The sequence below is a fragment of the Inquilinus ginsengisoli genome (assembly GCF_050434925.1).
GTDB lineage: Bacteria > Pseudomonadota > Alphaproteobacteria > DSM-16000 > Inquilinaceae > Inquilinus > Inquilinus ginsengisoli_B.
In genome coordinates this window covers 4,930,750-4,952,020 of record NZ_JBNDJK010000001.1, presented here as the reverse complement: position 1 = coordinate 4,952,020, position 21,271 = coordinate 4,930,750, and the positions used below count along the sequence as shown (strand labels likewise).

Sequence of the window (21,271 nt, the reverse complement as noted above, 5' to 3'; positions counted from 1 at the left end):
AGCCGTTTGTGGAGTACGTCAACACGATTTTAGATACGGTATGTTGTTTATTTTATATAGCAGTATTTTTATGTATATAATGCAAATTCCGATACCCGCGCGATCCCTCCCCCGGTCATTGCCGGGCTTGACCCGGCAATCCAGAGAGCGTCGACATCCGCTGGATGCCCGGGTCAAGCCCGGGCATGACAGCAGGGAATTGCGGGGCGAACCCCGCCCCTGCCTGTGGTCACGCCGCCTCGGGCCGTTCCTCGGCGCAGCTTTCGGCGAGTTGCTCGGCCACGATCCGCACGGCCGGGGATGCGCCGGGCTGCAGCATGACGGCGAGCTCGCTGGGCGGGACCGCCGGGAACCCTTCCTCCGGCCGCAGGATGCGGAGGTCGTCGCGCACCGACCGCGCCACCAGGATGCCGATGCCGAAGCCGCAGGCGATCGCGGCCTGCACCGACGGCAGGTTCGAGCCGGTGAAGGCGATGCGCCAGCGCCGCCCGGCGCTTTCCAGCGAGTGGATCGCCCGGGCCCGGTAGATGCAGCCCTGGCCATAGGCGACCAGCGGCACCGGGTCGACCTCCGGCACGCCGTGGCGGCGGCTGGCGACCCAGACCAGCCGTTCGGGCCAGGCGGCGACGGCGGTGCCGAAGCCGGAATCGCGCTTGATCACGGCGATGTCGAGCTCGCCCTGGCCGAAGGCGCGGCGCAGCTCCGACCCCGCGTCGCAGCGGACGTCGAGCCGCAGCGCCGGGCGCAGCCGGGCCAGGCCGGACAGCGCCTCGGTCAGCCGCTCGGCCGCAAAGTCCTCGCCCAGCCCGACCCGAACCACCGCCAGCCCGTCCGGCCGGCGCAGCGCATCCTCGGCCTCGTCGCTCAGCGCCAGCAGGCGGCGGGCGTAGCCGAGCAGCCGCTCGCCCTCCTCGGTCGGCGCCACCCCCCGCCCCTGGCGGTGCAGCAGCGGCCGGCCGACCGAGTCCTCGAGCTTGCGAATCTGTTGGCTGACAGTGGATTGGGTGCGGTGCACCCGCTCGCCGGCACGGGTAAAGCCGCCGGCATCGACCACGGAGACGAAGCTGCGCAGCAGGTCGAGGTCGAGCATGGGACACCTATCGGCTTTTCCACTGTATCCCATTTAACCATTCAATTTCCAAATAGTCACGCCGGTCTCTATGGTGCAGCCGATCCGAAGGAGATCGACCATGCACGCCGCCTCGATCCCGGCCCCCGGCCGCAGCGCTCTGGTTCGCTGGGGAGCCCCCGCCCTGTTCGTGGTGCTGTGGGCCTCGGCCTTCACCGCCGCCAAGGTGGCGGTGACCTATGCCCCGCCCTTCCTGCTGCTGTCGACGCGGTTCCTGCTGGCCGGACTGGTGCTGGCCGGCCTGGCCCGGCTGTCGGGCCGGCGCTGGACCCTCGGCCCCGGCGCGGTGGCGCGCTTCGCCTTGCTCGGCATCGTCACCATGGCGGTCTACCTGGCCCTGTCCTATTTCGGGATACAGAGCGTGACCTCCGGCTTCGCGGCGCTGATCATCAGCATGAACCCGGTGCTGACCGCGGTGCTGGCGGCGCCGCTCCTGGGTGAGCGGCTGACCGGCACGAAGCTGGCCGGGCTGGCGCTCGGAATCGTCGGCGTCGGGATCGTGCTGCAGAGCCGTCTCGGCGGCGGCATCGAGGGGCCGGCCGGCGTGGCCTTCACCTTCGGCGCGCTGATCGCGCTGTCGGCCGGCACCATCCTGTACAAGCGGATCGCGCCGCCCTCGAACGGACCGTCCGGCGACCTCTGGTACGGCACCGCGGTCCAGACGCTGGCGGCCGGCATCGTGCTGCTGCCGCTGGGCTTGGCGCTGGAGCCGGTGTCGGCGATCCGCTGGACGCCGGAGCTCTTGGCCGGCTTCCTCTGGCTCGCCCTCGCCGTGTCGCTGTGCAGCTACCTGCTGTGGTTCGACATGCTGGACCGGCTCGGCGCCTCGACCGCCAGCGCGCTGCACTTCCTGGTGCCGCCGGTCGGGCTGCTGCTGGGCTGGGCGGTGCTGGGCGAGCATGTGCCGCCGCTCGACCTGCTCGGCGTGGTGCCGATCGCGCTCGGCATCCGCCTGGTCACCCGCCCCGCGCGGCGCACCACCTAACGGAGCGCCCGCAGGACCTCGCCCAGCACCCGCGTCGCCTCCAGCAGCCGGCGCTCGTCCGAGCCGCCGAAGCCGAGCAGCAGGCCGCTGCGCCGCGCCGGACCGGCATAGCAGGTGGACAGCGCCGTCGCCGTCAGGCCGCGCTCGCCCATGCGTCGGACCAGCTCGGTGTCGTCGCGCCCGTCGGGCAGCAGCACCGCGACATGCAGCCCGGCATCGGCGTTGTGAAGGACCAGACGGTCGCCGCAATGCCGCGCCAAACCGTCGAGCAGGGCCGCGCGCCGGGCCTGGTAGACACCGCGCATGCGGCGCAGATGCCGGGCGAAATGCCCCTCGGCCAGGAACTCGGCCAGCGCCGACTGGTAGAGCGTGGGCGGAAACAGGTCGAAGGCCAGCCGCGCGCGAACGGCATCCTCCACCAGCGACGACGGCACCACCAGGTAGCCGACCCGCAGCGCCGGAAACAACACCTTGCTGAAGGTGCCGATATAGATCACCCGGCCATGCGCATCCATGCCCTGCAGCGCGCCGAGCGGGCGGCTGACATAACGGTACTCGCTGTCATAGTCGTCCTCCAGCACCCAGGACTCCTCGCGCCGGGCCCAATCCAGCAACGCCAGCCGCCGCGCCGCGGTCATCGACATGCCGAGCGGATATTGATGCGAGGGTGTGACATAGGCGGCACGCACCCGGCCGGCGCGGTGCAGCGCTTCGATGTCCAGGCCCGCCTGATCGACCGGGACCGGCAGCAGCCGCGCCCCGCCGGCGGCCAGGGCCGCCCGCGCGCCGGCATAGCCCGGCTCCTCGATCGCCACGCCGTCGCCCGGTGCCAGCAGCATCGCGGCGGCGATGCGCAGCGCCGCCTGCGAGCCGGAGACGACCAGGATCTGCCCGGCATCGCATCGGACTCCTCGCGCGGCGCCAATATGGCCGGCGATCGCCGCGCGCAGCGCCGGCAGCCCCGCCGGATCGCCATAGGCCATGTGCGCCAGCGGCAGCCGCTGCGCATGCCGCGCCACCAGCCGCGCCCAGGCCGCATGTGGAAACCGGTCCAGCGCCGGCAGGCTGGTGCGGAACGGGGCCAGCCCGCCATAGTCGCGTTCCGGCGGGACCCGGGGCTCGGGCCGCGCCTCAGGTGGCGCCGGCCTCGATTCCAGCAGCTCGTCGGGCAGCGCCTGGCTGACATAGGTGCCCGACCCCGCCCGCCCATCGAGATAGCACTCGTGCAGCAGCTGCTCATAGGCCGCCAACACGGGCAGCCGCGAGACGCCCAGCTCGACCGCCAGGCCGCGGGTGGAGGGGATGCGCTGGCCCGGCCGCAGCGCGCCCGCCAGGATCGCCCCGCGGATGCCGTCATAGATCTGCCGGTGCAGCGGAAGGGTGCCGGACCGGTCGAGGGGCAGGTGCAGAGTGGTCATGGCATTTGCGGGCAAAGTGGTAATTTTCAGATGACCACTCTCTGCCTAGCGTGGCTCACCATCAAGATCAGGGAGAGCCCCATGCCGGCACCGCTCCACCCACGCTTCGCGAGCCTTCACCTCCTGCTAGCCGGCGCGCTCCTGCTTCCGCCGGCGGCACTGGCGCAGAATTCGGCCGCCCCGCCGGCCCCGCCTGATGGCCAGCACGATTTCGACTTCGAGATCGGCACCTGGAAGACGCAGATGAAAGTGCTGGCGGAGCCTCTCAGCGAGTCGCCGGACCAATGGCTCGAATTCGACGGCACCTCGACGGTCCGCAAGGTCTGGGACGGCCGCGCGAACCTGCTGGAGCTGGAAGCCGACAGCGCCGGCGGGCACCACATCGAGGGCCTGAGCCTACGCCTGTACAATCCGAAATCGGGGCAATGGAGCCTGCATTTCTCCAACGCTCGGGTCGGGAAGCTGACGCCGCCGGTGTATGGCGGGTTCAGCGATGGCCGCGGCATGTTCCAGGGCGAGGACTTCCTTGATGACGGCCGCGCCGTGCTGGTCCGCTTCGAGATCCTGCCCATGGCGCCCGATGTCTACCGTTTCGTGCAGTCCTTCTCCGCCGATGGCGGCCGGACCTGGGAGGAGAACTGGATCGCCACCGACACGCGGACGTCCCGCTGAGGCCTCGCCGGAGGTCAGGTGCGCATGACCTGGGTGATCGCCGCGTCCAGCAGCTCGACGCCCAGGTCGATCTCGGCATCGGTCGCCGTCAGCGGCGGCGCGATGCGCATGGTGCCGCCGGAGAGGCCGGCGCGGACGATGTTGGCGGACAGGCCGAGCTCCAGCGCCGTGTCGGTGACGGCGTCGGAGATCCAGGCGGCGTCGCGTCCGCCGGCATCGGTGAACTCCAGCCCCAGCAGCAGCCCGCGGCCGCGGACGTCGCCGATGCAGGGATGGCGCCGCTGCAGCCCGCGCAGGCCCTCCGCCAGCCGCGCCCCGGCCTCGCCCGCCCGGGCCGCCAGCCCGTCGCGCGCCACGATCTCGAGCACCTTCAGCCCGACCGCGGCGGGCAGCGGGTCGTTGACATGGGTGGTGTAGAACAGGAAGTCGCGCGCCTCGGCCTCGGCGGCGATCGCCTTGCTGGTCATCATCGCGGCCAGCGGCAGCCCGGCGCCGAGCGTCTTCGACAGCGTGAGGATATCCGGCACCACGCCGTCGCGCTCGAAGGCAAACATCGCGCCGGTGCGGCCGATGCCGGTCTGCGCCTCGTCCAGGATCAGCAGCATGCCGCGGGCCCGGCAATGCGCCTGCAGCGCCGCCAGATAGCCGGGCGGCAGGTCCAGCACGCCGCCGCTGCTGAGGATCGGCTCGGCGATGAAGGCGGCGAGGTTGCCGGTGCTCTGCCGGTCCAGCAGGTCGAAGGCATCATCCAGCTCCTGCCGCCAGTCGATGCCGGGGAAGCGCGGGCGATACGGGTTCGGCGCCGGGATCGCGAACTGGCCGGGCATCAGCGGGCCGGTGCCGCGCCGCCCGGCCTTGTAGGTGGCGGCCGCGGCGGCGCCGGTCATGCCGTGCCAGGACTGGGTGAAGCCGACGATCTCCCATTTGCCGGTGACCAGCTTGGCCAGCCGGATCGCCGCCTCGTTCGACTCGCCGCCGGTCGACAGCAGCATCACCTTCGGCAGGCCCGGCACCAGCCCGGCCAGGGCCTCGGCCAGGTCGACCACCGGCGCCGACAGCATCGACGAGAACAGGTGGTCGAGCCGCCCGACGCCGTCGCGCACCGTGGCCACGATCTCGGGGTGGGAATGGCCGAGGATGGCGCTCATCTGGCCGGAGGTGAAGTCCAGCACCCGGCGGCCGGCGGCATCCCAGAGGAACGCGCCCTCGGCCCGCACCGGCACGAAGGGCACGAAGTCGCCGCCATAGCGCAGCAGGTGGCGCCGGGCGCGGGTCCAGAAGGCGGTGTCGAGATCGGCGGGAATGGCGTCCATGGCGAAAGTCCCCCTGAAAGGCCTGTGCCATCCTCCGCCCCGGCCCGTCCTGCCGCAAACGCAGAGAATTCTCTGGACTCATGAGAAGGATTCACCATTCATCGGGCGATGAAGCGATCGCCCCTGCCGCTGCGCGCGCTCGCGGCCTTCGAGGCCGCCGCCCGCCTGGAGAGCTTCCGGGCGGCGGCGGCGGAGTTGGCGCTGACTCCGTCGGCGGTGAGCCATCAGGTTCGGATTCTGGAGGCGCGGCTGGGCCTGCGGCTGTTCGACCGGGTCGGCCGCGGCGTGGTGCTGTCGCCCGAGGGATCCGAGCTGTTCGGCCGGATCGGCGGCAGCTTCGACGCCCTGGCCGAGGCGGTCGAGACCGTCGCGCGGCGCGGCCGGCGCGCCCGCCGATCCGAGGTGGTGCTGCTGCGCACCCCGCCGTCACTGGCCGGAAGCTGGCTGCTGCCCCGCCTGCCCGCCTTCCTGGCCGAGCACCCGGAGATCGACATCCGGGTCCATGCCGATCTCCGCCTCGCCACCGAGACCGGCACCCGCTCCGAGGCGGACGGGGTCGACCTGGCGATCTGGTACGGCGATCACGCGCCCGCCGCGGCGGTGCCGCTGCTGACCGAGACGGTGCAACCGCTCTGCGCCCCGGCCCTGGCGGCCCGTGCCGACCTGCGCTCCCCGCGCGACCTGCCGGCGCTGCCGCTGATCGTCACCCGCGACAACCGCCTGTCCTGGGAGGGCTGGTTCCGCCGTCAGGGCGTGGCGCTGGACGACGGCTTCACCGGCACCATCCAGCTCGACCCGTCGCATGTCGCGATCGAGGCAGCGGTCAAGGGTCTGGGCGTGGTGCTGGAGGCCGACGTGCTGGCCGAGGACGCGTTGCGGGACGGCCGGCTGGTCGTCCCCTTCCCGGGGCTGGGCGTGACCTGGCCCGCCTATTGGCTGGGCGTCGCCCGCGGCTCGGCCGGAAGGGAGGGCGTGGCGATCGTGCGTGCCTGGCTGATGGAGAGCGCGGCGGCGGGCGGCTGATGCTTGAGCATCTGCCAACTATTCGCGTTGCCTCTCTCGCGTGGCGGGAGAGGTCGGACGTCCGAAGGACGGCCGGGTGAGGGCTGGCCCGGGCCTCGACAAAGGACCCTCACCCGGAGCCGCTTCGCGTCTCCGACCTCTCCGTAAACGGGAGAGGCACAGTGAGCTCTACGCCACCCGCAGCAGCGGCGCCGCCTTGGCCGGCGGGCGCAGCGCCTCCGGGATCCACTCGCCATGGGCGGCGAGCAGGTCGTCGACCAGCTTCCAGATCTGGTCGAGGTCCAGCTCCGCCGCCGTGTGCGGGTCCAGCATGGCGGCGTGGTAGATGTGGTCGCGGTTGCCGGTCATGAGCGCCTCGACCGCCAGCGACTGGACGTTGATGTTGGTCTGCATCAGCGCCGCCAGATGCGGCGGCAGCCGGCCGATGCCGATCGGCTGCACCCCGTTGCGGTCGACCAGGCAGGGCACCTCGACCGTGCAGTCTTCCGGCAGGTTCTCGATCAGCCCGCCATTCCGCACATTGCCGTAGATCACCGCCGGCTGGCCCGCCTCCTGGGCGCGGATGATGGTCGAGCCGTATTCGACGCTGCGCTTGATCTCCAGCGGCACCGACGGGTCCTGCAGCTGGGCCTTGAGCGCGCCCCATTTGTCGATCTGGCGCTCGCAGCGGGTGATGTACTCGTCGAGCGGGATGTTGAAGCGGTCGACGATCTCCTCGCGCCCCCGCTTGATGTACCAGGGCACGTATTCGCTGAAATGCTCGCTGGATTCGGTGACGAAGTAGCCGAGCCGCAGGAACATGTCGTAGCGGACCCGGTTCCACTCCGGCACCCGGCCCTCCTCCACCACCTTGCGGATCAGGGGCGTCAGGTCCTCGCCGTCGCGCTCGAACTTCAGGTAGAAGGCCATGTGGTTGATGCCGCCGCAGAGATAGCTGATCTCCTCGACCGGCACGCCGATATCCTCGGCGATCTCGGCGGCAGTGCCCTGCACGCTGTGGCACAGGCCGACGGTCTTGATCCTGGTGGCCCGGTTCAGCGCCCAGCAGTTCATCGCCATCGGGTTGGCGTATTGCAGATGGGTCACGTCGGGGCACAGCCGCTCCATGTCCCGGGCCTGCGCCAGCAGCACCGGCACGGTGCGCAGCGCCCGCATGATGCCGCCGATGCCGAGTGTGTCGGCGATGGTCTGGCGCAGCCCATAGGTCTTCGGCACCTCGAAATCGGTCACCGTGCAGGGCTTGTAGCCGCCGACCTGGATCATGGTGATGGCGTAGTCGGCGCCGTCCAGCGCCCGGGTGCGGTCGGTCGTCGCCTCGATCGTCGCCGGCGCCTTCAGCGTCTCGGCGATGCGCCGGGCCACGGTCTCGGAGGTGGCCAGCCGCTCAGGGTCGATGTCGTAGAGGGTGATGCGCGCATCCGCCAGCTCCGGATAGGACAGGATGTCGCCGATCAGGTTCTTGGCGAAGACCGTGCTGCCGGCGCCGATGAAGGTGATCTTGGGAGAAGTCATGCGGAGAGTCCCGGTTGGCGGATGGATTGAGAAAAGCGCGCTACTCGAACAGCGCGTTGACCTGGTCGTTCGCTTCCTTCAGCAGCGTCGCCACCGGAACGTCCTCGAGGAAGATCCGGTCGAAGGCCACGTTCATGGTCGACACGACCTGCGGCGAATAGTCGGTGATCGGGTACAGGAAGGTCTGGTCCGGCGTCGCCTCGCTGGTGAAGGCGGTGACGTCCTGGCCGCGGGCGGCGAAGGCGTCCTGCGCCATCTTCGCCGCCTCTGGGATCGCCGGGAAGACGACGCCGGCCTTGCCGATGATGCCCTGGCACTCCATTGATCCCAGAAACTTGACCCATTCCCAGGCCTCGTCCGAATGCTGGGTGCCGGTCCAGATCGAATCCCCCAGGCCGTTGAACATGCTCTTGCGGCCCTGCGGCCCTTTCGGCAGCGGCACGAAGCCGTAGGGGAAGGACACGTTCTGGGCATACCAGGTCGCGTTCCACGATCCGTCGGGGACGATCGCGCCCTTGCCGGCGCCGAGCAGCGCGGTGCCGCCGAGGCCGCCGACATCCTTCTGCGGCAGGGCATAGCCCTTCTTCAGCCACAGGTCGCGCAGCCAGGTCAGGGTCTCGGCCAGCACCGGGTCATCGTAGTAATACTTGGTGCTCCAGGGCCCGTCGGTGAACTTGAAGCCGGCGGAGACGGCCAGCCAGCTCCACTGCGTCTGGCCATAGGCGTCAGGCCCGATCTTGGGGGCGATCAGCCCGTACTGCACCACGCGCTTCGGGTCGAAACCGGGCTCGTCGCCGCGCTTGCCGTCGGCGTCGAGCGACAGCTTGGCCAGGATCTTCTCGAAGCTGCCCCCATCCTTCGGGTTCCAGGTCGCGGCGCGCAGTTCGTCGACCGTCACCCCGGCCTTGTCCAGCATGTCCTTGTTGTAGACCAGCGCCACCGTATCCCAGTCCTTGGGCATGCCGTAGAGCTTGCCGTCCCGGGTCCAGAGGTCGACCAGCCCGGGGCTGTAGATCTTGGTGTCGACCTTGTCGCGCTCGACCAACGGCGTCAGGTCCATGATCTGCTCGTTGGCGACGAATTCGGGGTATGAGCGCAGATGGTCGGCGAAGACGTCCGGCGCCTCGCCCGAGACGAACCCGGTCGACAGCGTGGTCCAGTAGTCGGTCCAGCCATACTGCGTCACCTTGACGGTGATGTCGGGATGCTTGGCGTGGAAGGCGTCGGCGCATTGCTGATAGTGCGGCGCCTGCAGCGCGTCCCACAGCCAGTAGTTCAGCGTGGTCTCGGCACGGGCGGCGGCGCCGGCCGCGGCCAGGGAAACGGTCGTTGCCGACAGAAGCAGGATCCTCGACAGGGTCACGCGCATCTCAGACCTCCTCCGATCTCGTTGTTGACACCGCGGGTCATTTCAGCCCGCTGAACTGCAGGGATTCGACGACGCGCCGGCCGAACAGCACCAGCAGGACGACCACCGGCACGATCGACAGCACCGTGGCGGCCGTCAGCCCGGTCCAATCCGGGTTGCCGCTCTGCTGCTGGGTCTTGAAGGCGGACAGCGCCACCGAGATGACCCGGACCTCGGCATCACGCCCGACCAGGAACGGCCAGAAGAAGTCGTTCCAGGCGTTGATCGACAGCAGGATCGCCAGCGTGGCGATGGCGCTCTTGTGCACCGGCAGCACCACGCTCCAGAAGGTCCGGAACGGCGAGGCGCCGTCGATCCGCGCCGCCTCCTCCAGCTCACGCGGAGTCGACAGGAAGAACTGGCGCAGGAAAAACACGGCGAAGGGCGACATCAGCAGCGTCGGCGCCACCATCCCCTGGAAGGTGTTCAGCCAGCCCAGCTGCCGGATCAGCACGAAGTTCGGGATGAACAGCACGATCGCCGGGATCATGGTGGCGGCGATGAACAGGTAGAAGATCACCGTCGACCCGATGAAGCGGATGCGGGCGAAGGCATAGGCGGCCAAGGCCGAGAAGAAGATCTGCCCGCCGACCGTCAGCAGCGTGAAGATCAGGCTGTTGCGCAGCGCGAGGGCGAAGTTGATCGGCGTCGATGGGGTCGCCGGATTGATCGGCGCCAGACCCAGGACGCGGCGGAAATTGTCCAGGGTCACCTCGACCGGCACCAGCAGCGTCGCCTGGTCGAACAGCGTCGCGCTCGGCACCAGCGCCGTCTTAAGCGTGATCCAGAGCGGGAACAGCGAGCAGACGATGAAGGCGGCCAGCACCACCCAGGCGACCATGCGGCCGAAGGACAGGCGCCGGACGGAGGGCAGCGGCAGGGCGAAGGTCGCGGTCATGATCCGTCCTTCACTCGAGATCCGAGCTGCCGGCGCGCAGCGCCCGCATCTGCAGCATGGTGATCAGGATCAGCACAGCGAACAGCGCCACCGACATCGCCGAGGCGTAGCCCATCTTCGAGAAGCGGAAGGCGCTTTCGTAGACGTACCAGATGATGGCGCTGGTCGAGTTTGCCGGCCCGCCCTGGGTGGTGACGGCGATGGTGTCGAACACCTGAAACGACCCGATCACGCTGGTCACCAGCACGAACACCAGCACCGGGCGCAACAGCGGCAGGGTGATGCGGCGGAACACCACCCACTCCCCCGCCCCTTCCAGCCGCGCCGCCTCGTACAGCGAGCGCGGGATCGCCTGCAGCCCGGCGTAGAACAGCAGCGCAGTGAGGCCGACATGGCGCCAGATGTTGATCCCGGCGATTGACATGATGGCGAGGTCCGGCGTCGCCAGGAAGGATTGGCGCGGCACGCCGATCAGCCCGAGGAAGGCGTTGGTCATGCCCAGCAGCGGATCCAGCAGCCACAGCCAGATCAGCGCGGCGATGACGTTGGACAGGAGATAGGGCGCGATCACCGCCGCCCGCACCGCCACCGATTTGCTCAGCCGGTCCATCATCACCGCCAGGGCCAGGCCCAGCACGGTCTGCAGCGGGATGTTGTACAGCACATAGGCGATGGTGATGCGGGCCGACTGCCAGAAGCGCGGGTCCCCGGCCAGCTTCACATAGTTGTCGAAACCGATGAATTTCGGCGCCCGCATCAGGTTCCAGTCGGTCAGGCTGATCTCGACCGCGCGCAGCGTCGGGTACAGGTAGAAGATCGCGAAGCCGATCAGCGCCGGCAGGATGAACAGCCAGCCGGTCAGGTTGCGCTGCAGCGCCGCCCGCAGCTTCGGGCGGGACCGCAGCCAGCCGGCGGCGGCCGCCGGCCTGCTCAATTCCGCTGCCACCATCCTCGACCATCCTCCCGGATCGGGCCCCGGCATCTCCTGGAAGCGGGGCTTCTGTCTGCGGATGACACGTGTCACTATCGTACTAACACGTGTTAGTTATAGTCAAACGAGATCCGGCCGGCTTGTCAAGCGCCGACCGGCATGGCACAGGGACGAGGCGCGCTCGACCGGCCGGGGGCCCGTGAAGCGGATGGACATGGAACGACGCAGGGTCACCAGCCACGATGTCGCCCGCCGGGCCGGGGTGTCGCGCGCCACCGTCTCGATGGTGCTGAACCGGTCGAAGGCGGTGGTGATCAGCGCCGAGACCCGGCAGCGCGTGCTGGAGGCCGCGGCGGCGCTGGGCTACCGGCCGAACTCGGCGGCGCGGATGCTGGTGCGCGGCGACACCGAGACCATCGGCCTGGTGGTGACCGACCCGCAGGTGCTGGCCGTCGACGGCTTCGTGCCGCAGCTGCTGTACGGCATCAGCCAGGCGACGAGCGAGAGCGGCTACCGCATCCTGTTGGAAGGGGTCGAACCCGGCGCCGGGCCGCACGCCTATGGTGAGCTGGTGGAGGGTCGCCGGATCGACGGGCTGATCGTGCTGAATCCGCCGACCGACGCGCCGCAGATCCATGCGCTGATCGATCAGGGCTTCCCGCTGGTGCTGCTCGGCTCGGTCCGCCATCCGCGCGAGCATGCGGTCAATTTCTCCACCCGCCGTGCCATCCGCCGCTCGATGGACCATCTGGTCGGGCTGGGACACCGGGCGATCGCCCATATTGGCTTCTCGCCGCCCGGCTTCGTCGCCACCGATGCGCGGCTGAACTCCTACCGCGAATCGCTGCGCGCCCACGGCATCGAGCCGGACGACCGGCTGGTCGCCTATGGCGCCTTCAGCGCCGAAAGCGGCCACCGGGCGATGCGCGAGTTGCTGGACCGCAAGCGACCGCGGCCGACCGCGGTCCTGGCCGGCAACGACACCATCGCGCTCGGCGCCCTGGCGGCGCTGACCGATGCCGGGCTGTCGGTGCCGGACGACATCGCCATCGTCGGCTTCGACGACCTGCCCTTCGCCGCCCTGCTGCGCCCGGCCCTGACCACGGTGCGCAACCCGGGGGTCGAACAGGGCCGCCAGGCGGCGCAGCTGCTGATTCGCCTGCTCAAGGGCGAGACGGTCGAGCAGCGCCGCATCGCCCTGCCGACCGAGCTGGTGATCCGCGATTCCTGCGGCGCCCGGCGGCGGGCGGTCAGAGGATGAAGTCCGACGCCGCCAGCTGCGTCAGGTCCCGAATCTTGATGGCGAGGTCGGCCACGCCATCGCCGTCGGCATCCGCCGAGACCAGGAGATCGCTGCCCACCGCCTCATAGCGCAGCTCGCCGGCCGCGCCGCTGAAGGCCGCCATGCCGATGAAGTCGAAGGCCTGGTCCCCCGCCGCCCCGAGATCCGCGTCGATGCGCGATAGGTCGATCCTGTCGCGGGACGTCAAATCGAGGATGGTGTCCTCCTGCCCCGGCAGGCTCTCGGCCAGCCGGTCGATCCGGATGATGTCGGCCCCCGGACCGCTCGACAGCCCGTCGGCGCCGAGCCCGCCGACCAGGACGTCGTCGCCGCCGCCGCCCTCCAGGCGGTCCGTGCCACCATGGCCGGATAGCAGGTCGTCGCCGCCCCAGGCTCGCAGCAGATTTCCTCCGTCCGTTCCGACGAGGATGTCGTGCCCGCCCGTGCCGCTCGCATCCTCGAAGTCCCGCACGGTCGTCTCGTAGAACACGTCCGGCTGATCCTTTGGGCCGACCAATGCGGTCCCGTTCTCGAGATGGACGAAGACGCCGCGGCCGAAGAAGGAGACCTCATCCTTGCCGTCGCCGCCGTCCAGCACGCTGCCCGGACCTTGCGCATAGATGCCGAGGGAGACGGAATCGTCGCCGGCCCCTCCCGTGAAAGTCAGATGCCCGATCCCGGCCTCGTCCCACAGGCTCACATGCTCGGATCCGGGTCCTCCATGGATCGTGTCTCCACCATCCTCGAGTTGGATGCTGACATTCCCCGTATTCCGCGGGTCCACCTCGATCAGATCCGATCCCGCATAGGCCTCGACGTAGTTCCAATAGTCGTTGGCCGGCACGACGAGATGATCGTCGCCGTCGGTTCCGTAGATGTTGAGATAGTCCCAGGTGCTGACGGCTTCTTGGAGCTCCGTCATGTGATGTCCTCCTTGCATGGCACCAAGTAAGTGTCTCCGACGGTCGGCCGTGACCGGTCAGAGGATGAAGTCGTCCTCCGCCATCGCGGTCACGCCCGTCACCGTGACGGCGAAGTCGGCGACCTTGTCGCCATTGGCATCCGCCGAGAGCCGCACGCCGTTCCACACGGCCTCATAACGCAACTCGCCGGCCGCGCCGTCGAAGCCGGCGGTGCCGATGAAGACGAAAGCCTGGTTGCCCGCCGTCGTCAGATCGGCGTCGATGCGCCACAGGTCGATCCGGTCCTTGACGCTGAACTTGGCGATGGTGTCCTCCTGGCCCGGCAGGCTGTCGGCGAGTTGATTGAACCGGATGACGTCGACGCCCCGGCCGCTGTCGAGCAGGTCGGCGCCGGTCCCTCCGACCAGCGTGTCGTTGCCCTCGCCGCCGGTCAGCTCGTCCGCGCCGCCGCGGCCGGACAGCAGGTCATGCCCGCCATAGCCTCGGAACAGCTCGTCGGCATCCGACCCGGCGAAGATGTCGTACCCCTCCGTGCCGTAGAGGCGCTCGAAATTGCGCACGGTCGCTTCGTAGAACAGGCCCGACCCGTCGTTGGGCGACAGATGCGCGATGCCGGTCTCCAGGTTGATGTACGCGGCGCGGCCGCGCGGCCAGAAATCGTCCACGCCGTCGCCGCCGTCCAGGACGTTGCCCGCGCCCGATCCGCCACCGCCGCCGGCAAAACCGACAGAATCGTCCCCGGCGCCGCCGGTGAAGGTGACGTTCTCGATCTTGCCGAGCGAATCGATGCCCAGATGGTCCTTGCCGGCCCCGCCGATGACCGTGTCGCCCCGTCCAGGAACGTGATGATGTTGTAGGTGGTGTTCTCTGGATCGACCTCGACCACATCCGCACCGGTCGACCCCTGAATGATATTGTATTCGCCGTTGTTGGGCACGATGATGTGGTCGTCACCCGCAGTTCCAGAGAATCTTGCCATTGCCGCACCCAGTCATAAGACATGGATCAGCAATATCTCACAGGGCTACGGGATGGTCATTTTCGTCATTTTAAGGAACTTATAAAATAATATTTGCCAATCAAGATAACATGACCGATCGATTACGATGAGGAGCAGCCCGGCCGGTCGAACAGCGTGGCCAGGCCGCAGGCCGAGGTCAGCATGCGGTCGCCGTCATGGCCGACGCCCTGGACCAGCAGCAGCTTCTGCCGGAACCCGTCCGGATGGCGGCCGCGCAGATACCGGACATAGGCCTCGCCGCGGGCGAGGCGGTAGGGGCCCTGCGCCTCCGCCATGCAGCTCTTGTCCAGCGCCGGATGGTTCGGATCGGTGTCGGCGGTGCCGAGCAGATAGGTGACGTCGCGGCCGAGATAGGCCTGCTCCAGCGCCGCCGGCGTCGCCGTCCCGGCATAGGCGGGCAGCTCGGCCATGCCGTATTTCCAGCGGTCGAATTTCGGGCAGGCGGCGGTGCCCGCGAAGGGGGCGAAGCCGCCCTCCCTGTCCGGCCGGTCGGCGCTGAAATAGGCGTAGGAGGACGGGTTGGCGACGACGTAGCGCACGGCGATGCCGACCGCGATCGGCACGGTCTCGCCCTTGCCGAGGATGGCGTAGCGCTGCACCACCTGGCCGCCGCCGGAATGTCCCGCCACCACGATCGTCGTCAGGTCCGGGAACACCTTGCGGTCGGCCAGCTTGGCCAGGATCGCGTCCAGCCCGGCGAAGGCGCTGATCGGTGCCGGGCCGCGGGCGTCGCCGCCGCCCTCCCAGCCCGTCGTGCCCCAGCGCAGGGTGTCGGCCGACAGATGATGGGCTTGCGCATCGACCTCCGAGAGGAACTGCGGCACCACCAGGATCGCCGCCTGGCCCGCCTCCCCCGCCGCCGCCAGCGCCTTCTCGGCCGAGGCGCGGTAGACATCGGCATTGCGCAGCCGGCCGTGGATGACGATCACCGCCCGGGTGACGCCCGGAAGCGGCCGCGACCAATCGCGCGAGACATACAGGGCCAATTCGCCGGTGCCGGCCGGCGTGGCCACCGTCAGGCGCTGGTCGGCCACCACCTTGACCGGCTTCTCCGGCGGGCTCTCATCGGCGGCCCGAAGCGGCGGCACCGACATGGTGGCCAGGGCTACTGCCGCGGCGAGGACACCGAGGACATATCGCAGGACCATGCCCGGGCCTTCCCGTAATCTCGAACCCTGCACGTGGAAAGGGCGGCGAACCGTCGGCCCGCCGCCCTTTGCTGTCACTCCGCCGGAGCGGGGACCGTGGCCTCTTCCGGCGCCGTCAGCGGGTCGCCGGCGAGGGCGGCCCGCAGCCGGTTCTCGTCGAGCGCGCCTTCCCAGCGGGCGACCACGACCGCGGCGACGGCGTTGCCGATGAAGTTGGTCAGCGCCCGGCATTCCGACATGAAGCGGTCGACACCGAGGATCAGCGCCATGCCGGCGATCGGCACGGTCGGCACCACCGACAGGGTCGCCGCCAGGGTGATGAAGCCTGAGCCGGTGACGCCGGCCGCGCCCTTGGAGCTGAGCATCGCCACCGCCAGCAGCAGGATCTCGTCGCCGAACGACAGATGCGTGTTCGTCGCCTGGGCGATGAACAGCGCCGCCATGGTCATGTAGATGTTGGTGCCGTCGAGGTTGAAGGAGTAGCCGGTCGGGATCACCAGACCGACCACCGGCTTGGCGCAGCCCGCCCGCTCCATCTTCTCCATCAGCGACGGCAGCGCCGCCTCGGACGAACTGGTGCCCAGCACCAGCAGCAGCTCGGCCTTGATGTAGCGGATCAGGGCCAGCACCGAGAAGCCGTTGTAGCGGGCGACGGCGCCGAGCACGACCACCACGAAGATGATCGAGGTCGCGTAGAAGGTGCCGACCAGGAAGGCCAGGTTGACCACCGATCCGATGCCGAACTTGCCGATGGTGAAGGCCATGGCGCCGAAGGCCCCGATCGGCGCCACCTTCATCAGGATGTGGACGACCTTGAACACCGCGGCCGACACCGACTTCAGGAAGTTCAGCACCGGCGCGCCCTTCTCGCCGGTCATGGCGAGGCCGACGCCGAACAGCACCGAGACGAACAGCACCTGCAGGATCTCGGGACCGGCCTTCAGGTCGGTGCCGACGAAGGCGCCGACCAGGCCTGTCGGAATGATGTTCATCAGGAAGCCGACGATCGACTGGTCATGCGCCTGGGTGGTGTATCGCTCCACCGCCTTCGGATCGAGCGTCGCCGGATCGATGTTCAGGCCCGACCCGGGCTGCACCAGGTTGGCGATCACCAGGCCGACGATCAGGGCCAGGGTCGAGAACACCAGGAAGTAGATCATCGCCTTGGCGCCGACCCGGCCGACCTTCTCCAGGTCGTGCATGCCGGCGATGCCGGTGACGACGGTCAGGAAGATGACCGGCGCGATGATCATCTTCACCAGCTTGATGAAGCCGTCGCCGAGCGGCTGCAGCGCCGTCCCGGTCTGCGGGTAGAAATGGCCGAGCAGGATGCCGATCAAGACCGCGATCAGCACCTGGACGTAGAGATGGCGGTAGAAGGGCACGGGTGGCCGCGGGGCGGCGTCGGCAGTGGCCATGGCACACACTCCTCGGGGCGCGGACCGCGATCACCGCGGCAACGCCGGCATGGGGTTTCCTGCCGCCCCGGGGGATGCCCCTTCTTACGGACGGCCTTCTGACATGTGCAATCGCTGTGCCAGCCGAGGCGGATTTGCGCAGTCTTCGCTATCCCTTTGAATGGGAAGGATCATTTCCGAATGCCCGGCGCTCACTCGGGTCGATGTGTGCGAAATCCCGCACAAGTGCCGATGGAGTCGGGCGGAGATCCGCACATCCCTTCGCCGCAGCCATTCCGGCCTTGCGGTGCTAGACTCGCCGGCATGACCGCCGTCGACCGTCCCCTGAGCGCCGCAGCCCCGGCCCGGCCCGCCGTCGCGGCGCCGGCCGCGCCGCATCGGTGGCGCAGCTGGGCGGTGTTCGCCGCGGTGGGCACCGCTCTGTTCGCCGCCGTGGTCTGGCTGGCCGGCCCGGTCGGGCGCGACCGGGCGCTGGACGAGATCGCGCGCTCGGCCGAGGCCGCCCTCGGCCTGCATGTGGCGATGCTGCGCAGCGAGCTGGAGAAGCAACGCTCACTCCCGTTCGTCCTGGCCCAGGACCCGGATGTGCGCGCCGCGCTGACCGCCGCCAACGACCGGCAGCGCCTGGACGGGATCAACGCCAAGTTCGAGGCGCTGAGCCGGGGCACGCGGGCGGCGGTGATCTATCTGCTGGACCGCGGCGGCACCGCGATCGCCGCCAGCAACTGGCGCGAGCCGATCAGCTTCGTCGGCCAGCACTACGCCTTCCGCGGCTATTACCAGCAGGCGGTCGAGACCGGCGGGGCCGAGTTCTTCGCCATGGGCACGATGAGCCGCAAGCCCGGCTCGTACCTGTCGCGCCGGATCGACGGGCCGAACGGGCTGCTGGGCGTGATCGTGGTCAAGGTCGAATTCGACGAGATGGAGGAGGCCTGGGGCCGCTTCGCCGAGACCGCCTTCGTCACCGATGAGCGCAACGTGGTGCTGCTGACCGACATGCCGGAGTGGCGCTTCCGCAGCTTCGGCCCGCTGCCGGAGGAAGAGCGCGCGGCGGTGCGCGAGAGCCTGCAATACGGCGGGGCGCCGCTCGATCCGCTGCCGATCGCGCCGGATTCGGCCTCGCCCCGGCCCGAGGCGGTGACCGCGACCCTGCCGGGCGCGCGGATGGCCGGGCGCTTCCTGGCCCTCGCCGCCCCGGTACCGACCACCGGCTGGACCCTGCACCTGCTGGCGCCGACCTCGCCTTCCGTCGGCCGCGCCATGATGGATACAAGGCTGATCGCCGGGCTGGTGACGCTGCTGGCCCTGGCCGCCGCGGCCGCCCTGCTGTACCGCCGCAACCGCGCCCTGACCAACACGGCGCGGCAGGCGGCGGCGCAGGCGGAGCTGGAGCGCCGCGTCGCCGAGCGCACCCGGGCGCTGAACGACGCCAATCTGCGCCTGACCGAGGAGATGGAGGAGCGGCGCCGCGGCGAGCAGCGCCGGCAGCAGTTGCAGGAGGAGCTGACCCAGGCCAACCGCCTGGCGATCCTCGGCCAGGTCGCGGCCAGCGTGGCGCATGAGATCAACCAGCCGGTGGCCGCGATCCGCGCCTATGCCGACAACGCCTCGGTGTTCCTGGAGCGCGACAAGCCCGCTTCGGTGCGCGAGAACCTGTCGACCATCGCCGGGCTGACCGACCGTGTCGGCACCATCACCCAGCATCTGCGCGCCTTCTCGCGCAAGGCGACCAACCGGATCGAGGCGACCTCCTGCGCCGATGCGGTCGAGGGCGCGCTGCTGCTGACCCGGCCGCGCATCCGCCGCCAATCGGTGCGGCTGGTGCAGGACCTGCCCCCGACCGATATCCGGGTGGTGGCGGAGCGGGTGCGGCTGGAGCAGATCCTGGTCAACCTGCTGCAGAACGCGCTCGACGCCGTCGACGGCCGGCCCGGCCCGGAAGTGCGCATCGCCGTGGACGCCGGAGACGAGGAGGTTAGGATCTCGGTTTCCGACACCGGCAAAGGCCTCGACCCCGATACGATGAAGGCGCTCTTCATCCCCTTCGCCACCTCCAAGCCGGCCGGGCTGGGCCTCGGCCTGGTGATCTGCCAGGACATCGCGCGGGACTTCGGCGGCAGCATCGCCGCGAACAACCGGGACGGCGGCGGGGCTGTCTTCACTGTCACTTTGAAACGGGCGCCATGAGCGCGGCGGGGCAAGTGGTCTTCGTCGATGACGAGGCCGAGATCCGGCACGCCAATGTCCAGAGCCTGGAGCTGGCCGGCTTCGAGGTCACGGCGCTGGACTCCGCCCGCGCCGCCCTGGACACGGTCGACCGCGACTTCCCGGGCGCCGTGGTCACCGACATCCGCATGCCCGAGACCGACGGCCTGGCGCTGTTCGACCGGCTGCGCGAGCTCGACCCCGACCTGCCGGTGATCCTGATCACCGGGCATGGCGACATCGCCATGGCGGTCGGCGCCATGCGGGACGGCGCCTATGACTTCCTGGCCAAGCCCTATCCGGCCGAACGGCTGGTCGACAGCGTCCGCCGGGCGGTGGAGAAGCGGCGTCTGGTGATCGAGAACCGCCGGCTGAAGGCGCAGCTCGAAGAGGCCGACGACCTTGCCTTCCTCGGCGACACGCCGGCGATGGAGCGGCTGCGCGACGCCGTGCGCAACGTCGCCGATGCCGATGTCGACGTGTTGGTGCTGGGCGAGACCGGGTCGGGCAAGGAGGTGGTGGCCGAGGCGCTGCACCGCTGGAGCCGGCGGCGATCGAAACCGCTGGTGGCGCTGAACTGCGGCGCGCTGCCGGAGAGCGTGATCGAGAGCGAGCTGTTCGGCCACGAGGCCGGTGCCTTCACCGGGGCGCAGAAGCGCCGCATCGGCCGGATCGAGCATGCCGATGGTGGCACCCTGTTCCTGGACGAGGTCGAGAGCATGCCGGCGGCGCTGCAGGTGAAGCTGCTGCGGGTGCTGGAGGAGCGGGCGGTCGAGCCGCTCGGCACCAATGAGCGCCGGCCGCTGGACCTGCGCGTCGTCGCCGCCACCAAGACCGACCTCGCCGCGGCATCGCAGGAAGGGAAGTTCCGGGCCGATCTCTACTACCGGCTCAACGTGGTGACGCTGCGGATCCCGCCATTGCGCGAGCGCCGGGCCGACATCCCGCTGCTGTTCGCGCACTTTCTGGCCCGCGCCGTCGAGCGCTTCCGCCGCGACCCGCCGCCGCTCGGCGACGCCGTGCGGCGCCACCTGCTGGACCATGACTGGCCGGGCAATGTGCGGGAGCTGGCGCATTTCGCCGACCGGGTGGCGCTCGGCCTCGGCGGGATCGACGCCCCGGCCCCGGCGGAGAGTCCGGCCAGCCTGCCGGAGCGGGTCGAGCGCTACGAGGCCGCTTTGCTGCGCGAGGCGCTGGCGGCGCAAAAGGGTGACGTCCGGGCCACCACCGAGGCCCTCGGCCTGCCTCGCAAGACCTTCTACGACAAGCTCACCCGCCACGGCATCGACCCGAACGAATACCGGGCCGAGCCGATCGGGAAAAGGGCGGGGTGAAAGGGCGGGAGTGTAGGTACGGATCAAGCGGTCGGCGGCAGATCCCGTAGCAGCCCGGCGAGATCGCGAACTCCGTGCAGCACACGAGCGATGATCGGCGGTCGGCTTTCGCAATCACAAATCAGGACGTAGGGAAAACCTGGCAGGGTCAAGAACCGATATCGCCGTCCCGCGAGATCAGGCCGGTGCGCACCAATATCAGGATGCGCGCCGATACGCCTCGCCCCACCCGTTGCCGTATCCCGTAGAGCTTGGGCGGCCGCAGGATTATCCGCTGCGATCCAGGCGGACCGCTTCCAAAAGGTCACGGCGCGCCCGTGTCGAGAATTCCGCTGCTTTCACCGTTTGGCGTCAGCGATGATCTGGTCGGCTTCCGCCATGACCTCGTCGAGCGAAACCGTACCTTCCCGGTCGATTTCCTCCTCGACCTCCCGCAACATCGCCCTGAAGGCGTGGCGGCGCTCCTCGGCCTCCTGCAACAGGCGCAGGCCGGATCGCACCACCTCGCTGACGTTGTTGTAGCGCCCCTCCTCCACGCATTGACGGGCGAAGCGCTCCAGCTCCGCAGTCAGATGAACGTTGGTTGCCATGGCCGAGTCTATGTCAAAGCTTGCCATAAGATGCGATCGAAACGGCCCTTGTACAAGCGGC

Annotated in this window: 19 protein-coding genes; 6 read left to right on the top strand and 13 right to left on the bottom strand. The window is 69.4% G+C overall.

What is annotated here, in order from left to right:
- Window positions 1–229: 229 nt before the first annotated feature.
- A complete protein-coding gene (locus QFZ27_RS23595; protein ID WP_429228911.1) occupies window positions 230–1,090 on the bottom strand; it encodes a LysR substrate-binding domain-containing protein in 861 nt (286 codons plus the stop codon).
- A gap of 100 nt (window positions 1,091–1,190) precedes the next feature.
- Here QFZ27_RS23595 and QFZ27_RS23590 point away from each other — a divergent pair, with 100 nt between their 5' ends.
- Window positions 1,191–2,114, top strand: a complete 924-nt coding sequence (locus QFZ27_RS23590; RefSeq protein WP_429228910.1) for a DMT family transporter — start codon at window positions 1,191–1,193, stop codon at window positions 2,112–2,114.
- Here the strand turns inward: QFZ27_RS23590 and pdxR are convergent.
- Window positions 2,111–3,532 carry a MocR-like pyridoxine biosynthesis transcription factor PdxR gene (pdxR, locus tag QFZ27_RS23585; protein WP_429228909.1) on the bottom strand — a complete coding sequence of 474 codons (1,422 nt, stop codon included), beginning with the start codon at window positions 3,530–3,532 and terminating at the stop codon, window positions 2,111–2,113. The two genes, QFZ27_RS23590 and pdxR, sit on opposite strands and share 4 nt — an antisense overlap.
- A gap of 81 nt (window positions 3,533–3,613) precedes the next feature.
- Between pdxR and QFZ27_RS23580 the strand changes: the two genes are divergently transcribed.
- Window positions 3,614–4,204, top strand: coding sequence for a hypothetical protein (locus QFZ27_RS23580; RefSeq protein WP_429228908.1), 591 nt, complete (start codon window positions 3,614–3,616; stop codon window positions 4,202–4,204).
- A gap of 14 nt (window positions 4,205–4,218) precedes the next feature.
- On the opposite strand, the gene QFZ27_RS23575 is transcribed toward QFZ27_RS23580, so the two are convergent.
- A complete protein-coding gene (locus tag QFZ27_RS23575) occupies window positions 4,219–5,517 on the bottom strand; it encodes an aspartate aminotransferase family protein (protein ID WP_429228907.1) in 1,299 nt (432 codons plus the stop codon).
- Between the two features lie 108 nt (window positions 5,518–5,625).
- Here QFZ27_RS23575 and QFZ27_RS23570 point away from each other — a divergent pair, with 108 nt between their 5' ends.
- Window positions 5,626–6,540: a LysR substrate-binding domain-containing protein gene (locus QFZ27_RS23570; protein ID WP_429228906.1), complete on the top strand. Its 915-nt coding sequence runs from the start codon at window positions 5,626–5,628 to the stop codon at window positions 6,538–6,540.
- 168 nt (window positions 6,541–6,708) lie between these two features.
- Here the strand turns inward: QFZ27_RS23570 and melA are convergent, their stop codons facing one another.
- From melA to QFZ27_RS23550, 4 genes are read right to left on the bottom strand one after another with little or no spacing between them, the layout of a single operon-like run.
- Entirely contained in the window at window positions 6,709–8,052 is a 1,344-nt protein-coding gene (gene melA, locus QFZ27_RS23565) for an alpha-glucosidase/alpha-galactosidase (RefSeq protein WP_429228905.1), read from the bottom strand.
- A gap of 40 nt (window positions 8,053–8,092) precedes the next feature.
- Entirely contained in the window at window positions 8,093–9,421 is a 1,329-nt protein-coding gene (locus tag QFZ27_RS23560) for an ABC transporter substrate-binding protein (RefSeq protein ID WP_429228904.1), read from the bottom strand.
- 37 nt (window positions 9,422–9,458) lie between these two features.
- Entirely contained in the window at window positions 9,459–10,358 is a 900-nt protein-coding gene (locus QFZ27_RS23555) for a carbohydrate ABC transporter permease (protein WP_429228903.1), read from the bottom strand.
- A gap of 10 nt (window positions 10,359–10,368) precedes the next feature.
- Window positions 10,369–11,307 carry a carbohydrate ABC transporter permease gene (locus QFZ27_RS23550; RefSeq protein ID WP_429228902.1) on the bottom strand — a complete coding sequence of 313 codons (939 nt, stop codon included), beginning with the start codon at window positions 11,305–11,307 and terminating at the stop codon, window positions 10,369–10,371.
- Between the two features lie 196 nt (window positions 11,308–11,503).
- Between QFZ27_RS23550 and QFZ27_RS23545 the strand changes: the two genes are divergently transcribed.
- The gene (locus QFZ27_RS23545; RefSeq protein WP_429228901.1) at window positions 11,504–12,550 is read left to right on the top strand and encodes a LacI family DNA-binding transcriptional regulator; all 1,047 of its coding nucleotides are present in this window, start codon (window positions 11,504–11,506) and stop codon (window positions 12,548–12,550) included.
- Here QFZ27_RS23545 and QFZ27_RS23540 read toward each other — a convergent pair.
- The 4 genes from QFZ27_RS23540 to QFZ27_RS23525 form a co-directional block, all read right to left on the bottom strand.
- Window positions 12,540–13,493, bottom strand: a complete 954-nt coding sequence (locus QFZ27_RS23540; RefSeq protein ID WP_429228900.1) for a M10 family metallopeptidase C-terminal domain-containing protein — start codon at window positions 13,491–13,493, stop codon at window positions 12,540–12,542. The genes QFZ27_RS23545 and QFZ27_RS23540 overlap by 11 nt on opposite strands.
- A 57-nt stretch (window positions 13,494–13,550) precedes the next feature.
- On the bottom strand, window positions 13,551–14,159 hold the full coding sequence (locus tag QFZ27_RS23535) for a M10 family metallopeptidase C-terminal domain-containing protein (protein WP_429228899.1): 609 nt from the start codon (window positions 14,157–14,159) through the stop codon (window positions 13,551–13,553).
- 436 nt (window positions 14,160–14,595) lie between these two features.
- Window positions 14,596–15,663, bottom strand: a complete 1,068-nt coding sequence (locus tag QFZ27_RS23530) for a hypothetical protein (RefSeq protein WP_429228898.1) — start codon at window positions 15,661–15,663, stop codon at window positions 14,596–14,598.
- A gap of 74 nt (window positions 15,664–15,737) precedes the next feature.
- A complete protein-coding gene (locus tag QFZ27_RS23525; RefSeq protein WP_429228897.1) occupies window positions 15,738–17,081 on the bottom strand; it encodes a dicarboxylate/amino acid:cation symporter in 1,344 nt (447 codons plus the stop codon).
- 303 nt (window positions 17,082–17,384) lie between these two features.
- Between QFZ27_RS23525 and QFZ27_RS23520 the strand changes: the two genes are divergently transcribed.
- The gene (locus tag QFZ27_RS23520) at window positions 17,385–19,268 is read left to right on the top strand and encodes an ATP-binding protein (protein ID WP_429228896.1); all 1,884 of its coding nucleotides are present in this window, start codon (window positions 17,385–17,387) and stop codon (window positions 19,266–19,268) included.
- Window positions 19,265–20,620 carry a sigma-54-dependent transcriptional regulator gene (locus QFZ27_RS23515; protein WP_429228895.1) on the top strand — a complete coding sequence of 452 codons (1,356 nt, stop codon included), beginning with the start codon at window positions 19,265–19,267 and terminating at the stop codon, window positions 20,618–20,620. Before QFZ27_RS23520 ends, QFZ27_RS23515 begins: the two co-directional genes overlap by 4 nt.
- Before the next feature lie 23 nt (window positions 20,621–20,643).
- On the opposite strand, the gene QFZ27_RS23510 is transcribed toward QFZ27_RS23515, so the two are convergent.
- Complete coding sequence (locus tag QFZ27_RS23510; RefSeq protein WP_429228894.1) at window positions 20,644–20,928, bottom strand: type II toxin-antitoxin system RelE/ParE family toxin; 285 nt, start codon at window positions 20,926–20,928, stop codon at window positions 20,644–20,646.
- A gap of 30 nt (window positions 20,929–20,958) precedes the next feature.
- Window positions 20,959–21,210, bottom strand: coding sequence for a type II toxin-antitoxin system ParD family antitoxin (locus tag QFZ27_RS23505; protein WP_429228893.1), 252 nt, complete (start codon window positions 21,208–21,210; stop codon window positions 20,959–20,961).
- Window positions 21,211–21,271: the final 61 nt, after the last annotated feature.